Raw genomic sequence first — 14,993 nt, forward strand, 5'->3', positions numbered from 1 at the left:
ACAAGTTTGATCTTTGAAAACTGAACAACGAGTGAGTAAACATTCTGCTTGCAGAATGAACGCGAAAGTTGGAAACAAGCCTTGGCTTGGATCGACTGGAGCACAATTGAGATTTTAATCTCGTCAGATTCAAAATGAGCTTATCGCTCTTTTCAATACTTTATTGGAGAGTTTGATCCTGGCTCAGGACGAACGCTGGCGGCATGCCTAATACATGCAAGTCGAGCGGAGTTGATAAGAAGCTTGCTTCTTTGATACTTAGCGGCGGACGGGTGAGTAACACGTAGGCAACCTGCCCTCAAGTTTGGGACAACTACCGGAAACGGTAGCTAATACCGAATAGTTGTTTTCTTCGCCTGAAGGAAACTGGAAAGACGGAGTAATCTGTCACTTGGGGATGGGCCTGCGGCGCATTAGCTAGTTGGTGGGGTAACGGCTCACCAAGGCGACGATGCGTAGCCGACCTGAGAGGGTGATCGGCCACACTGGGACTGAGACACGGCCCAGACTCCTACGGGAGGCAGCAGTAGGGAATCTTCCGCAATGGGCGAAAGCCTGACGGAGCAATGCCGCGTGAGTGATGAAGGTTTTCGGATCGTAAAGCTCTGTTGCCAGGGAAGAACGCTTGGGAGAGTAACTGCTCTCAAGGTGACGGTACCTGAGAAGAAAGCCCCGGCTAACTACGTGCCAGCAGCCGCGGTAATACGTAGGGGGCAAGCGTTGTCCGGAATTATTGGGCGTAAAGCGCGCGCAGGCGGTCATTTAAGTCTGGTGTTTAATCCCGGGGCTCAACCCCGGATCGCACTGGAAACTGGGTGACTTGAGTGCAGAAGAGGAGAGTGGAATTCCACGTGTAGCGGTGAAATGCGTAGATATGTGGAGGAACACCAGTGGCGAAGGCGACTCTCTGGGCTGTAACTGACGCTGAGGCGCGAAAGCGTGGGGAGCAAACAGGATTAGATACCCTGGTAGTCCACGCCGTAAACGATGAGTGCTAGGTGTTAGGGGTTTCGATACCCTTGGTGCCGAAGTTAACACATTAAGCACTCCGCCTGGGGAGTACGGTCGCAAGACTGAAACTCAAAGGAATTGACGGGGACCCGCACAAGCAGTGGAGTATGTGGTTTAATTCGAAGCAACGCGAAGAACCTTACCAGGTCTTGACATCAGCATGACCGGGCTAGAGATAGTCCTTTCCTTCGGGACATGCTAGACAGGTGGTGCATGGTTGTCGTCAGCTCGTGTCGTGAGATGTTGGGTTAAGTCCCGCAACGAGCGCAACCCTTGATCTTAGTTGCCAGCATTTCGGATGGGCACTCTAAGGTGACTGCCGGTGACAAACCGGAGGAAGGTGGGGATGACGTCAAATCATCATGCCCCTTATGACCTGGGCTACACACGTACTACAATGGCCGGTACAACGGGCTGTGAAGCCGCGAGGTGGAACGAATCCTAAAAAGCCGGTCTCAGTTCGGATTGCAGGCTGCAACTCGCCTGCATGAAGTCGGAATTGCTAGTAATCGCGGATCAGCATGCCGCGGTGAATACGTTCCCGGGTCTTGTACACACCGCCCGTCACACCACGAGAGTTTATAACACCCGAAGTCGGTGGGGTAACCGCAAGGAGCCAGCCGCCGAAGGTGGGATAGATGATTGGGGTGAAGTCGTAACAAGGTAGCCGTATCGGAAGGTGCGGCTGGATCACCTCCTTTCTATGGAGAATCGTTTCCCGCGTGGAAACATTCAAATACGCAGCTTAGCTGCAAACTACTCACTCGTTGCTCAGTTTTGAGAGCTCAAACTCTCAAACAGCTTGCTTTTGCATGGAGCTTGTTCTTTGAAAACTAGATATCGAAACGAAAGTAAATGCGAATTAGAACATTCCTTTTTAGCTGAACTTGTGTATAACAAGTTTCAATAAAAACGGTAGATTGCACGTACGATGGTATCGAATGGGAGCGACTTTTGGCTTTGCGCAAGCAAAACAAGGGAAGCGAGCAGTCGAAACCGGAGCACGAGGTTAAGCTACTAAGAGCACACGGAGGATGCCTAGGCGCTAGGAGCCGATGAAGGACGTGGCGAACAACGAAACTGCCTCGGGGAGCTGTAAGCAAGCTTTGATCCGGGGGTGTCCGAATGGGGAAACCCAGCTGGGGTAATTTCCAGTTACTCACAACTGAATACATAGGTTGTGTAGAGGCATACCAGGGGAACTGAAACATCTAAGTACCCTGAGGAAGAGAAAACAATAGTGATTTCGTCAGTAGCGGCGAGCGAACGCGGAGAAGCCCAAACCAAGGAGCTTGCTCTTTGGGGTTGTGGGACGTCTCACATGGAGTTACAAAGGAACCGGTTAAGTGAAGAGGTCTGGAAAGGCCCGCCAAAGAAGGTAAAAGCCCTGTAGTTGAAAGTCTGTTCCCTCCGAGACGGATCCCGAGTAGTGCGGGGCACGTGAAACCCCGTATGAATCCGGCAGGACCATCTGCCAAGGCTAAATACTTCCTAGCGACCGATAGTGAAGCAGTACCGTGAGGGAAAGGTGAAAAGCACCCCGGAAGGGGAGTGAAATAGAACCTGAAACCGTGTGCTTACAAAAAGTCAGAGCCCGTTTTAGGGGTGATGGCGTGCCTTTTGTAGAATGAACCGGCGAGTTACGTTCCCGTGCAAGGTTAAGGTGAAGAGCCGGAGCCGTAGCGAAAGCGAGTCTGAATAGGGCGACATAGTACGTGGACGTAGACCCGAAACCGGGTGATCTACCCCTGTCCAGGGTGAAGGTGCGGTAACACGCACTGGAGGCCCGAACCCACGCACGTTGAAAAGTGCGGGGATGAGGTGGGGGTAGCGGAGAAATTCCAATCGAACTCGGAGATAGCTGGTTCTCCCCGAAATAGCTTTAGGGCTAGCCTCGGAAAACAGAGTCGTGGAGGTAGAGCACTGATTGGGTGCGGGGCCCGCAAGGGTTACCAAGCTCAGTCAAACTCCGAATGCCATAGACTTACTTCCGGGAGTCAGACAGTGAGTGCTAAGATCCATTGTCAAAAGGGAAACAGCCCAGACCATCAGCTAAGGTCCCCAAGTGTGTGTTAAGTGGGAAAGGATGTGGAGTTGCACAGACAACCAGGATGTTGGCTTAGAAGCAGCCACCATTGAAAGAGTGCGTAATAGCTCACTGGTCGAGTGACTCTGCGCCGAAAATGTAACGGGGCTAAACACACCACCGAAGCTATGGCTTGATGCTTGCATCAGGGGTAGGGGAGCGTTGTATAAGGGTTGAAGGTGTACCGTAAGGAGCGCTGGACATTATACAAGTGAGAATGCCGGTATGAGTAACGAAAAGATCAGTGAGAATCTGATCCGCCGAAAGCCTAAGGGTTCCTGAGGAAGGCTCGTCCGCTCAGGGTAAGTCGGGACCTAAGGCGAGGCCGAAAGGCGTAGTCGAAGGACAACAGGTCGAAATTCCTGTACCACCGTAAGCCGTTATGAGCAATGGGGGGACGCAGTAGGGTAGTGACGCGGACTGATGGATGTCCGTCTAAGCAGTGAGGCTGATGTGTAGGCAAATCCGCACATCATAAGGCTGAGCTGTGATGGGGAGCGAAAATTGTAGTAGCGAAGGTCATGATCTCACACTGCCAAGAAAAGCCTCTAGCCAGGTGAAGGTGCCCGTACCGCAAACCGACACAGGTAGGCGAGAAGAGTATTCTAAGGCGCGCGGAAGAACTCTCGTTAAGGAACTCGGCAAAATGACCCCGTAACTTCGGGAGAAGGGGTGCCCCGGTAGTGTGAATAGCACGAGGGGGCCGCAGTGAAAAGGCCCAAGCGACTGTTTAGCAAAAACACAGGTCTGTGCGAAGCCGTAAGGCGAAGTATACGGGCTGACGCCTGCCCGGTGCTGGAAGGTTAAGGGGAGTGGTTAGGAGCAATCCGAAGCTGTGAACCGAAGCCCCAGTAAACGGCGGCCGTAACTATAACGGTCCTAAGGTAGCGAAATTCCTTGTCAGGTAAATTCTGACCCGCACGAATGGCGTAACGACTTGGGCGCTGTCTCAACGAGAGATCCGGTGAAATTTTAATACCTGTGAAGATGCAGGTTACCCGCGACAAGACGGAAAGACCCCATGGAGCTTTACTGCAGCTTGATATTGAATTTGGGTACGATCTGTACAGGATAGGTGGGAGCCTTTGAAGTGTGAGCGCCAGCTTGCGTGGAGGCAACGTTGGGATACCACCCTGATCGTATCTAGGTTCTAACCTGGTACCGTAATCCGGTGCGGGGACAGTGTCAGGTGGGCAGTTTGACTGGGGCGGTCGCCTCCTAAAGAGTAACGGAGGCGCCCAAAGGTTCCCTCAGAATGGTTGGAAATCATTCGAAGAGTGCAAAGGCATAAGGGAGCTTGACTGCGAGACCTACAAGTCGAGCAGGGACGAAAGTCGGGCTTAGTGATCCGGTGGTACCGCATGGAAGGGCCATCGCTCAACGGATAAAAGCTACCCTGGGGATAACAGGCTTATCTCCCCCAAGAGTCCACATCGACGGGGAGGTTTGGCACCTCGATGTCGGCTCATCGCATCCTGGGGCTGAAGTAGGTCCCAAGGGTTGGGCTGTTCGCCCATTAAAGCGGTACGCGAGCTGGGTTCAGAACGTCGTGAGACAGTTCGGTCCCTATCTGTCGTGGGCGTAGGAAATTTGAGAGGAGCTGTCCTTAGTACGAGAGGACCGGGATGGACGTACCGCTGGTGTACCAGTTGTTCCGCCAGGAGCACCGCTGGGTAGCTATGTACGGACGGGATAAACGCTGAAAGCATCTAAGCGTGAAGCCCCCCTCAAGATGAGATTTCCCAGTATGTAAGACCCCTTGAAGACGACGAGGTAGATAGGCTGGGGGTGGAAGTGCAGCAATGCATGGAGCTGACCAGTACTAATCGGTCGAGGGCTTATCCAAATATGCAAGTTGTAATTCGCATGTTTCGTTTCGAATCTAGTTTTCAGAGAACAACCACTCTGAAATGTAAGCTACGCGTTTGGTGGCGATGGCGGAGGGGTTCCACACGTACCCATCCCGAACACGACCGTTAAGCCCTCTAGCGCCGATGGTACTTGGACCGCAGGGTCCTGGGAGAGTAGGACGCCGCCAAGCGAACTCTTTCATCATACATAGAAAACAAGCTCTGCATGTGGACATTGTACGATGGATTGCATTTGCCCTGCAAATGCATATTATTCCCTGATAGCTCAGTTGGTAGAGCACTCGACTGTTAATCGAGTTGTCACAGGTTCGAGCCCTGTTCGGGGAGCCATTAAGGCCCGTTGGTCAAGGGGTTAAGACACCTCCCTTTCACGGAGGTAACAGGGGTTCGAATCCCCTACGGGTCATAGCAATACCTATTGCTTCAACAAGGGATGAGAATCCCAAAGGTTCGTCGGAGGATGTACTTCGTTAGCAGCTGCTTCGCAGTATCGAACGAAGTGAGAGTATCCCCTACGGGTCATATTATGGAGGCTTAGCTCAGCTGGGAGAGCATCTGCCTTACAAGCAGAGGGTCGGGGGTTCGATCCCCTCAGCCTCCACCATAAGATTTTTATTAACGACGCGGGGTGGAGCAGCCCGGTAGCTCGTCGGGCTCATAACCCGAAGGCCGCAGGTTCAAATCCTGCCCCCGCAATTATACTTTCCCAATGGAAAGTGATCTGGAACCGTGGTGTAGTTGGCCTAACATGCCTGCCTGTCACGCAGGAGATCGCGGGTTCGAATCCCGTCGGTTCCGCCATTTTATATCTATCAATACCGTATGCGGAAGTGGCTCAGCGGTAGAGCATCGCCTTGCCAAGGCGAGGGTCGCGGGTTCGATTCCCGTCTTCCGCTCCAATATTTGCGCCCTTAGCTCAGCTGGATAGAGCGTTTGACTACGAATCAAAAGGCCGGGAGTTCGAATCTCTCAGGGCGCGCCATTATAACTTCATAATTTGCCGGCGTGGCGGAATGGCAGACGCGCTCGACTCAAAATCGAGTGGGAAACCGTGGAGGTTCGAGTCCTCTCGCCGGTATATATAACGGGATGTAGCTCAGCTTGGTAGAGCACCTGGTTTGGGACCAGGGGGTCGCATGTTCAAATCGTGTCATCCCGATCTCGAAAAAGTACTATCTAACTTATAGATAGTACTTTTTTTGTGTTTATCTTTATTACGTTGCGATATTAAAGGGATTACGATTACGATGTGTGCTTAACATAACTTTCAATATGCCATCAGCTATTGGCCCATGGTCCCTTGCTTCATGAATATACGGGTTACTCTTCAGACGACAAGTCTTGCATAAAGCCTCGTTCTTTAGGTCACAATAGGTTTAAAAAGTGATAGAAGGGGTTCATGTGAACACGTTTAACTTCAGGAAACAATTCAAGAGACGCTGGCGACGGTGGAAACGAACAGTATGGATGACGATTGCTTTGCTTGCAGTTACGATATTGGCTTACAGCGGATTGTCTATCTCATCGGCGATTGAACGTTTGCTGACCACTAATTTTAGTGAGGCAACTAGTGTGATGGGACCTGTTACGCCGGAGACCAGATCTGATCAGGACATTCAGGCGTTAGTAGAGCAACTTGATACTGATCCGGATCATTTAACGAGTGTGGTTTTGGAAACACAGTACATTTGCGGAGTGGAGACAGAACAGTTGGGCAAGATGGCTAGACCACAGTTGAAGATGCTGCTGGTTCAACATCCGGAATGGGATGCTACCGTTGCAACATCAGATGAGTTGCATTTGAAGCAACGTGTAGATGATCTTTCACCGCTTTGTAAACAGCAGGCGTATATTAGCATAGATGCTGTGGGGAACCTTAATTTGTATGAGGGTAAGCCTGCAGAAGAGAAGGTTATTCGTACGTTTTTTCAATTGGATGTGGGGACGTTGGAGAGTTCTTTGCCTGAAGGGGTGCTGGAGCAATTGCAGCAGGGTATCCGGATTCAGGACAAGGATGAGTATGATAGCGTAATCTCAACGTTTAGTGACTATGCGGTGGATGAAGATCATCATTTAATCCGCAATGGCGGGTAATCTTTTGTGCTAACTTACAACGTTAAGATGCTGAAGTACTAATTAGATAGTTGGAGACCAGTGGCATTGGTATTTCGCGAAACTAAGTGATAGAAATCCAATATACGTGGAATGTGGTGATGGACATCGAAGAGATGTCCTTTTTGTCGTTTTTGCCGAAATACATGAAAATACGAATAAACATGAAAAAAATCACGAATAAAGACGAGTAATGGGTTAGACAAAGTTTTTCCTGCCGCAGGGTCTATCTTTTGTTATAATGAAATGAACGATACATATGTTCGCTTTTGTGAGGGAGAGATGGTTTTGCGTTTTTTGGGAATTGACCCGGGGATTGCGATTGTTGGTTTTGGTTTTGTGGATAAAATCGGCAGTAAAGTGGTACCCGTACAATATGGATGTATTCAGACGGAAGCTCATACCCCTGAAGAGGAACGGTTGCTTCATGTATATGAAGGTATGGTGCAATTAATTGATAAGTACAAACCGGACGCAGTAGCGCTGGAGAAACTTTTTTTCAATCGGAACGTTACAACAGCGATGTCTGTCAGTCAGGCTAGGGGCGTCATGGTACTTGCTGCTGCACAGAAGGGTTTGCCTATTGCAGAGTATACACCAATGCAGATCAAGCAGGCTGTTGTTGGGTACGGTAAGGCTGAGAAGAAGCAAGTGCAGGAGATGGTCAAAATGTTCTTGCGTCTTCAAGTCATTCCTAAACCGGATGACGTAGCGGATGCGTTGGCTGTAGCCGTGTGCCATGCGCACTCTTATACATTAAATTCCAAGTTGAATGAGGTATTGCGAAAATGATTGATTTTCTAAGAGGACAGTTCATTCATGTAGAGAATGATTATATTGTGTTGGACGTTCATGGTGTGGGGTATCGCGTATTTTGTCCGAATCCATTTGCGTTCGCTAAGCAAGAAGGCGAAATTACCGTGTACACTCACCATCATGTGCGTGAGGATGCGATGCTGCTGTTTGGATTTGTGACACGGGATGAACAGCGTTTGTTCCGCAAACTGATTGAAGTATCCGGTATTGGTCCCAAAGTGGCGCTGGGCATACTCGCTGGAGGTACACCAGAACATGTGGTTACAGCGATTTACCAAGAGAATTTAACGTTCTTGACCAAATTGCCAGGCATCGGCAAGAAGACTGCACAACGCATGATTCTGGATCTCAAGGATAAGCTGGATAGTTTTGGCGCGGCAGCGTATGCAACAGGTTTGTTCGCTCCTCCATCGGAAGAATCGGGAAGTGGTTCAGCCTGGGATGAGGCACGTGAAGGTCTCAAGGCACTTGGATATACTGACAGTGAACTTGATAAAGTATGGCTCAAATTGAAAAAGGATGTTACTACAGCAGATTCCGTTGATGTGTTGATGAAAAAAGCGCTGCAAATGCTGTTTACGGGATAATACAAATTGCATATTATAATATAGCTGTAACCTGCAAAAAAAGGTAGGGATGAACATGGATGATCGGATTATTTCCGCGAACCTGATGATGGAGGACCAAAATGTTGAGTTGAGTCTTCGTCCCCGGTATTTGAATGAATATATCGGACAGAATCAGGTGAAGGAAAATTTAAAGATATATATTGAAGCTGCCAAATTTCGTAATGAGGCATTGGATCACGTTTTGTTATATGGACCACCTGGACTGGGTAAGACAACACTTGCCAATATTATTGCCAATGAATTGGGCGTTAATTTACGAACTACGTCAGGCCCGGCCATTGAACGCCCGGGTGATCTTGCAGCATTGTTAACCAATCTGCAGGAAGGAGATGTGCTGTTTATTGATGAGATTCATCGTTTGCATCGTACGGTTGAAGAAGTCATGTACCCCGCCATGGAAGATTCGGCATTGGATATAATGATTGGTAAAGGTCCGAGTGCTCGGTCCGTTCGGCTGGATCTGCCGCCATTCACTCTGATTGGGGCTACAACACGTGCTGGCTTGCTGTCTGCGCCACTTCGAGATCGGTTTGGTGTTATCAGCCGCTTGGAATTCTATACGGTTGATGAGCTGGCTTATATCGTCTCGCGCTCTACCGAGATTTTGGGTGTGGAGATTGTGGGAGATGCTGCGCAAGAGATTGCATTGCGCTCACGTGGGACACCGAGGATTGCCAACCGTTTGCTTAAACGAGTACGTGACTTTGCACAGGTTCGTGGTGACGGGATTATTACGCAGACATTGGCTGAAGAAGCACTGCAAAGGCTCCAGATTGATCCACGTGGCCTGGATGAGATTGATCATAAGATGCTCAAATCGATGATCAACAGCTTCCGGGGAGGACCGGTAGGTTTGGATACCATTGCTGCTACAATCGGTGAAGAAAGTCAGACGATTGAGGATGTCTACGAACCGTATCTGCTTCAGATTGGCATGATTCAGCGTACACCAAGGGGGAGGATCGTAACTGATCTTGCCTATCATCATTTGGGTCTACCTGTTCCACCAAGAGACGGAAAATAATCGAGCCATGTGAAAGTCCACGATTTGAACGTTTACCAATTGAAGGTTCACCATAAACATTGAAGTTTACGTTTGTTAATCCGATATAAAGTGAAGGCATTGCATGGAGAGGAGTCTGAATGTGGGAAAAGCAATACGAACGAAGAAGTGGAGTCGTCGATTGAAGGTACTGGCGGCAGCTCTTTTGACAGTAGGTTGTCTTCAAGTGCCTGCGTATGCAGCAGGTAATGATGGACAGACAATCCGTGTAGCCATGTTTGCGAATCTGGGCAGTACGTATAAATCAACTACACCACTTATTACACTTGAATCAACGGGACAATGGAGTATCCAATCGGAAAGTGGCGCAAATGTAGGTCTTCCGGCTGGACAGGTCCGTTTCAGTGCAGATGGATTCAGAGTGAAAGTGTTGGAAACAGGGGATTTCAAGGCAGCATCTTCAGCAGCCAAATTGTTGCAGGCAACCGCGGATAAGCCGTTGCTGTTTACAACGTCTGTGAATGGAAATGCCATCTATCAACTCTACACAGGTAACTATGCAACAGAGGCACTGGCTGGACAAGCTGTTACACGGGTACAAAAGGTAGCAGCAGCTCAATTGGCTGGTCAAAAGCCAACTGTGACCGGAAGTAAGCGCCTGTCTGCTGGAACGTATGGTTCGCTTCAGGAAGCAGAGGCAACGCAAGCGAACCTTTTATCAGCAGGAGTTAGTAGTGCTTATCCGGTCCTCCTACTGAGTGGAGGAAGCCAAGCATATGCGGTATGGGTAGGTGAAGCTGTAACAGATGCGGAATTATCCTCAGTGAAGAAAAGTGTGGAGGCCATTCCAGGGATAAGTCTCTCAACTGTTAACAATAGTGCAGGTCTCATCATCCGTCAGGATGCGGGATTAAGTGCGGATGCGCTTAAAACAGCTCCGCATTACACGATTGCAGGTACTGAATCCAAAGCATTGGTACAAGGGAATAGCAATGGCATCAAAGTAGTGGAACGTTCCCAGCGAACGTATCGTGGAGATATGGAAATCAGCATCGTCAGCGGTGATCTGGCATTGGTCAATGTCGTTCCACTGGAACAATACCTGTACTCTGTCGTAGGGGCAGAGGTATATTCCTCCTGGCCTGCTGAGGCTCTGAAAGTTCAAGCAGTAGCTGCTCGATCCTATGCGCTTCAACAAGGAGATCGTTTCAAAATTGCCAATGTCGTGGATACGACACTCAGCCAAGCCTATAACGGGATTGGTTCGGAGAACGATAAAGTAACCAGTGCAGTGGATGCAACGGCCGGAGAAGTGGTTAAGAGCGGTGGCAAAATCATCGAAGCTGTATTCTCCTCCAATGCGGGCGGTCAGACGGCTCATCCTTCTGAGGTATGGAACGGCGGAGCAGGTGTGTTCACCAATGTAATTAGCTCGGGGGATACATCAGCGCAGGCAGGATTACATACGTGGTACCATGTGCTGCTCAGTTCAGGCATTAGCGGGTACATTCGTGAGGATAACATCAAAGAATTAACAACCAAGACCAACGCGGGTCTGGCAAAAGTGACGGTAACGGCTCAGAACACCAATGTACGTCCTGTTCCGTTGATTCAGTCCACCGTGGAACCTGTAGCCAAAATGAATCCAGGCAATGAAGCTGTAGTACTGGCAAAAGTGGCTCAATCCAATGACTATGCTTGGGTGAGAGGACCATTCACGTCTGCCCAGTTGGTTAAATCCCTTCAGGGTAAAACGACAGCGTCTGTTCCTGCTTCAATCTCAACCTTGGAAGTAACCAAGCGTGGACCTTCTGGAAGAGCACTTGAAGTCACTGCCAACGGCCAGGCTATGACGGTGAAATATGCTGATACATACCGTTCTGCGCTTGGAGGATTACCGAGTACTTTATTTGATATTGCAGGAACCGGAAGTTATACTGTATTAGGCGCTGACGGCAAAACAGCCAGCAAAACCGGTTCAAATGGTGCTGCTGTAATGTCTGCTTCTGGTACAGGCTCATCATCCGGTAATGCTCTTGTGGTGATGAGTGGTGATGGTCAAGCGAGAGCGGTAACGCAGGGTCAAAACTTCATGTTCATCGGCCAGGGCAATGGTCATGGGTTGGGCTTGTCCCAATGGGGAGCCAAAGGTATGGCAGATGAAGGGTATGATTACCAGGCAATATTGAAACACTATTATCAAAATGCGACTATTGTTAAGGAATGAAACTAAAATGAATGTGAACTTATATGATTTTGAATTACCAGAGCAATTGATAGCACAGACGCCGTTGCTTGATCGCACGGCTTCCCGTTTGCTTACCTTGAACAAAGATAGTGGTGAGATTAATCATCAAACGTTTCCTGATATTATCGATTTTCTGGATTCTGGGGATACATTGATTCTGAATGATACGCGTGTTCTTCCAGCCCGTCTGTTCGGTACAAAGGAAGACACCGGAGCAAAAGCGGAAGTCTTATTGCTTAAAAATGTGGAGGGCGACAAGTGGGAAGCACTGGTTAAGCCGGGTAAAAAGCTGAAAGCCGGTTCGGTTATCGTATTTGGAGACGAACTGCAGGCAATCATTGAAGAAGAAGGCGAGATGGGGGCACGTACACTTACGTTTACGTATGATGGAATCTTTCAGGAAATTCTGGACCGTCTGGGTGAGATGCCGTTGCCACCGTATATCAAAGAGACTTTGGATGACCGCGAACGGTATCAGACCGTGTATGCCAAGCATGAAGGATCAGCGGCTGCACCCACAGCGGGATTGCATTTTACGGATGAATTGTTGGATCAGATTCGTGCCAAGGGCGTTAATGTCGCTTTCATTACGCTTCATGTAGGACTGGGGACGTTTAGACCAATGTCGGTAGACAACGTAGAAGATCATGTCATGCATGAGGAGTATTACTCCTTGTCACAAGAAACGGCAGATCTGATTAACCAGACCAAAGAGAATGGACACCGTGTTTTCGCGGTTGGGACAACCAGTTGCCGGACTCTGGAAACTGTGGGCAGCAAGTTTGAAGATGGAGTACTGCAAGCAAGCAGCGGATGGACAAGTATTTTTATCTATCCGGGCTACTCCTTCAAAGTGATCGATGGGATGCTTACGAATTTTCATCTCCCAAAATCCACGTTGGTTATGCTGGTTAGTGCACTTGCAGGCAGGGAACATATTATGCAGGCATATCAGGAAGCCATTCAAGAACAATACCGGTTCTTCAGCTTCGGCGATGCCATGTTGATATATTAATATAACGGAATAACGATTAACTTTAGAGGATGATTAAAACCAATGGCAGCAATTACGTATGAACATATCAAAACTTGCAAACAATCCGGCGCACGTCTGGGACGTGTGCATACACCTCACGGTGTGATTGAGACACCGACCTTTATGCCTGTAGGTACACAGGCAACCGTCAAAACAATGAGCCCTGAAGAGTTAAAAGCCATGGATGCTCAGATTATTTTGAGTAATACGTATCACCTGTTTCTGAGACCAGGACATGAAATCATTCGTGAAGCTGGCGGATTGCACAAGTTCATGAACTGGGATCGTCCAATTCTGACGGACAGCGGTGGATTCCAAGTGTTCTCGCTCAGCGAGATGCGCAAAATTACGGAAGAAGGCGTTAACTTCCGCTCTCACCTGAACGGAGATAAGAAGTTCCTTTCTCCTGAAGTGGCCATGGAAATCCAGAATGCACTTGGCTCCGATATTATGATGGCATTTGATGAATGTCCACCGTATCCAGCTGAATATGAATATGTCAAAAAATCACTCGAACGAACGAGTCGCTGGGCAGAACGTTGTCTCGAAAGTCATGCTCGTCCGCATGACCAAGGTCTGTTTGCCATCGTACAGGGAGGCATGCATGAAGATCTTCGCCGTCAGAGCGCCGCAGATTTGACTTCCATGGATTTCCCGGGGTATGCTATTGGTGGACTGAGTGTTGGAGAACCGAAACATTTGATGTATGGAGTATTGGATTATACGTTACCTTTGTTGCCAACCAATAAACCACGTTATTTAATGGGGGTAGGTTCGCCCGATGCGTTGATTGAGGGATCCATTCGTGGAGTGGACATGTTCGATTGTGTTCTACCTACTCGGATTGCCCGTAACGGAACAACAATGACCAGCCAAGGACGTCTGGTAGTTCGCAATGCCAAGTTTGCAACTGATTTTGGGCCATTAGATCCTGAATGTGATTGCTACACTTGTCGCAACTATTCCAGAGCTTATCTGCGTCATTTGATCAAAGCAGATGAAACATTTGGCCTGCGTTTGACAACGATCCATAATCTTCATTTCTTGCAGAATTTGATGCGTAATGTACGTAAAGCCATTATGGAAGATCGTTTGCTTGATTTCCGGGATGAATTTTTCGATCAATATGGTCTTCATGACAATGACAAAGGTTTCTGATTGAGTTTTTAGGGAAACCGGCGTAACAAGCAATATCTGTACGTATAGTCGATAAGGGGGAGTTTGAATGTTTCAGGGAATGACTCTAGCAGGAACACAAGCGGGCGGAGGCATTGTATCTTTGATCGTACCTTTGGTACTCATGGTTGCAATTTTCTACTTCTTGATGATTCGTCCACAGAACAAAAAGCAAAAGCAACGGAATTCCATGCTGAGCCAATTGAAAAAGGGCGATAAAATTGTAACGATTGGCGGCCTTCACGGTACGATCGCTGAGATTACAGATGATGTAGTTGTATTGCGTGTAAACGATGTAACTAAACTGACGTTTGATCGTAATGCAATCAGCAGTGCTGTAACTCGTGATACGGCTGTTGAATAGTTGCTGTAACATAGAATAACGAGGGTGCGTTTATATGGCGTATTCCCTGGCAGAGAACCGGATCTCCTGGAGACCCGGTTCTCTTTTTTTTGTTTTATGAGGGAAAGTCGATGTTCTTCACCAGTCTGCTAGGAGCGATGTGTGTTAACGCCGAACATGCCACCGAGAGCTGAAATGAAGAAAGCGCTGAGCAGTTGCAAACTATCTTTCCAATTAAATGAAGCATCCAACGCGAGAAATCCAATTAACAGTACGAGCAGTCCGTATACGATTCCGGTAATTCCTCCGTAGTACCATCCTTTTTCACCAGAACGTTTGCCTGCCACAAAACCACCAACCAATAACGATAAGCCATGCACAACATAAGTATACAACGAGAGGTCCTGTTCCCGCATTCCGCTCACCCAGAGAAAAAAGGAGAGGATTAATGCTCCGATAAACATCCATACAAAAGCCTGACAGAGGCCTGACAGAATCGGATTGGACACTCGAAACGAAACCAAGCGGCGGATCAATTGCATGAAGCAACCCCCTTGTACAAGTTTGAAGTTAATACAGTGTATGGTCAAGCCCTCTGACTTATGAACTGATTTCCATTAAATGAACGGATTATTTCTGCATGAGCCTGTAAGGTTCAGGTC

The 14,993-nt window shown here is 48.5% G+C and carries 9 protein-coding genes, 9 tRNA genes and 3 rRNA genes; 20 read left to right on the plus strand and 1 reads right to left on the minus strand.

All coding sequences use genetic code 11. The features are described 5' to 3' along the window. Window positions 1-160: 160 nt before the first annotated feature. The 20 genes from ACX9NY_RS00005 (at window position 161) to yajC (ending at window position 14,352) form a co-directional block, all read left to right on the plus strand. Window positions 161-1,712 (plus strand): 16S ribosomal RNA (locus ACX9NY_RS00005). A 306-nt stretch (window positions 1,713-2,018) separates the two neighbouring features. After that, a 23S ribosomal RNA gene (locus ACX9NY_RS00010) occupies window positions 2,019-4,943 on the plus strand. 78 nt (window positions 4,944-5,021) lie between these two features. Next, window positions 5,022-5,138 (plus strand): 5S ribosomal RNA (gene rrf / locus ACX9NY_RS00015). Together the 16S, 23S and 5S rRNA genes with 9 tRNA genes alongside form the textbook arrangement of a ribosomal RNA operon. 84 nt (window positions 5,139-5,222) lie before the next feature. Then, window positions 5,223-5,298: transfer RNA gene (locus tag ACX9NY_RS00020), tRNA-Asn, on the plus strand. Window positions 5,299-5,302: 4 nt separating this feature from the next. Next, a tRNA-Glu gene (locus tag ACX9NY_RS00025) sits at window positions 5,303-5,374 on the plus strand. A gap of 122 nt (window positions 5,375-5,496) precedes the next feature. Further along, window positions 5,497-5,572: transfer RNA gene (locus tag ACX9NY_RS00030), tRNA-Val, on the plus strand. Window positions 5,573-5,590: 18 nt separating this feature from the next. After that, window positions 5,591-5,664 (plus strand) — tRNA-Met (locus tag ACX9NY_RS00035). 27 nt (window positions 5,665-5,691) lie between these two features. Beyond that, window positions 5,692-5,769: transfer RNA gene (locus tag ACX9NY_RS00040), tRNA-Asp, on the plus strand. Between the two features lie 23 nt (window positions 5,770-5,792). Beyond that, window positions 5,793-5,867, plus strand: a tRNA-Gly gene (locus ACX9NY_RS00045). A gap of 6 nt (window positions 5,868-5,873) precedes the next feature. Continuing rightward, window positions 5,874-5,950, plus strand: a tRNA-Arg gene (locus tag ACX9NY_RS00050). A 17-nt stretch (window positions 5,951-5,967) separates the two neighbouring features. Beyond that, window positions 5,968-6,046, plus strand: a tRNA-Leu gene (locus ACX9NY_RS00055). 7 nt (window positions 6,047-6,053) lie between these two features. Further along, window positions 6,054-6,127 (plus strand) — tRNA-Pro (locus ACX9NY_RS00060). 242 nt (window positions 6,128-6,369) lie between these two features. Next, complete coding sequence (locus ACX9NY_RS00065; RefSeq protein WP_472476649.1) at window positions 6,370-7,062, plus strand: BofC C-terminal domain-containing protein; 693 nt, start codon at window positions 6,370-6,372, stop codon at window positions 7,060-7,062. 306 nt (window positions 7,063-7,368) lie between these two features. Further along, window positions 7,369-7,872: a crossover junction endodeoxyribonuclease RuvC gene (ruvC, locus tag ACX9NY_RS00070; protein ID WP_076252971.1), complete on the plus strand. Its 504-nt coding sequence runs from the start codon at window positions 7,369-7,371 to the stop codon at window positions 7,870-7,872. Further along, on the plus strand, window positions 7,869-8,483 hold the full coding sequence (ruvA, locus tag ACX9NY_RS00075) for a Holliday junction branch migration protein RuvA (RefSeq protein ID WP_036616866.1): 615 nt from the start codon (window positions 7,869-7,871) through the stop codon (window positions 8,481-8,483). The genes ruvC and ruvA overlap by 4 nt, the downstream gene beginning before the upstream one ends. A gap of 55 nt (window positions 8,484-8,538) precedes the next feature. Next, complete coding sequence (gene ruvB / locus ACX9NY_RS00080) at window positions 8,539-9,549, plus strand: Holliday junction branch migration DNA helicase RuvB (protein WP_091020485.1); 1,011 nt, start codon at window positions 8,539-8,541, stop codon at window positions 9,547-9,549. Window positions 9,550-9,652: 103 nt separating this feature from the next. Then, a complete protein-coding gene (locus ACX9NY_RS00085; RefSeq protein WP_472476650.1) occupies window positions 9,653-11,755 on the plus strand; it encodes a SpoIID/LytB domain-containing protein in 2,103 nt (700 codons plus the stop codon). A gap of 7 nt (window positions 11,756-11,762) precedes the next feature. Then, the gene (gene queA / locus ACX9NY_RS00090) at window positions 11,763-12,791 is read left to right on the plus strand and encodes a tRNA preQ1(34) S-adenosylmethionine ribosyltransferase-isomerase QueA (RefSeq protein ID WP_472476651.1); all 1,029 of its coding nucleotides are present in this window, start codon (window positions 11,763-11,765) and stop codon (window positions 12,789-12,791) included. 42 nt (window positions 12,792-12,833) lie between these two features. Beyond that, window positions 12,834-13,970, plus strand: coding sequence for a tRNA guanosine(34) transglycosylase Tgt (gene tgt / locus ACX9NY_RS00095; RefSeq protein WP_253440252.1), 1,137 nt, complete (start codon window positions 12,834-12,836; stop codon window positions 13,968-13,970). Window positions 13,971-14,037: 67 nt separating this feature from the next. Next, window positions 14,038-14,352 carry a preprotein translocase subunit YajC gene (gene yajC, locus ACX9NY_RS00100; protein ID WP_339237038.1) on the plus strand — a complete coding sequence of 105 codons (315 nt, stop codon included), beginning with the start codon at window positions 14,038-14,040 and terminating at the stop codon, window positions 14,350-14,352. 128 nt (window positions 14,353-14,480) lie between these two features. Here the strand turns inward: yajC and ACX9NY_RS00105 are convergent, their stop codons facing one another. Next, window positions 14,481-14,873, minus strand: a complete 393-nt coding sequence (locus ACX9NY_RS00105; RefSeq protein WP_339237035.1) for a TIGR04086 family membrane protein — start codon at window positions 14,871-14,873, stop codon at window positions 14,481-14,483. Window positions 14,874-14,993: the final 120 nt, after the last annotated feature.

The organism is Paenibacillus sp. CB74 (genome assembly GCF_055687625.1).

Excerpts from the sequence above, each read along its gene's own strand:
- queA (WP_472476651.1), top strand. The coding sequence starts at position 11,763 with ATGAATGTGAACTTATATGATTTTGAATTACCAGAGCAATTGATAGCA.
- ACX9NY_RS00105 (WP_339237035.1), bottom strand. The coding sequence starts at position 14,873 with ATGCAATTGATCCGCCGCTTGGTTTCGTTTCGAGTGTCCAATCCGATT.
- yajC (WP_339237038.1), top strand. The coding sequence starts at position 14,038 with ATGTTTCAGGGAATGACTCTAGCAGGAACACAAGCGGGCGGAGGCATT.
- ACX9NY_RS00085 (WP_472476650.1), top strand. The coding sequence starts at position 9,653 with ATGGAGAGGAGTCTGAATGTGGGAAAAGCAATACGAACGAAGAAGTGG.
- ruvA (WP_036616866.1), top strand. The coding sequence starts at position 7,869 with ATGATTGATTTTCTAAGAGGACAGTTCATTCATGTAGAGAATGATTAT.
- tgt (WP_253440252.1), top strand. The coding sequence starts at position 12,834 with ATGGCAGCAATTACGTATGAACATATCAAAACTTGCAAACAATCCGGC.
- ruvB (WP_091020485.1), top strand. The coding sequence starts at position 8,539 with ATGGATGATCGGATTATTTCCGCGAACCTGATGATGGAGGACCAAAAT.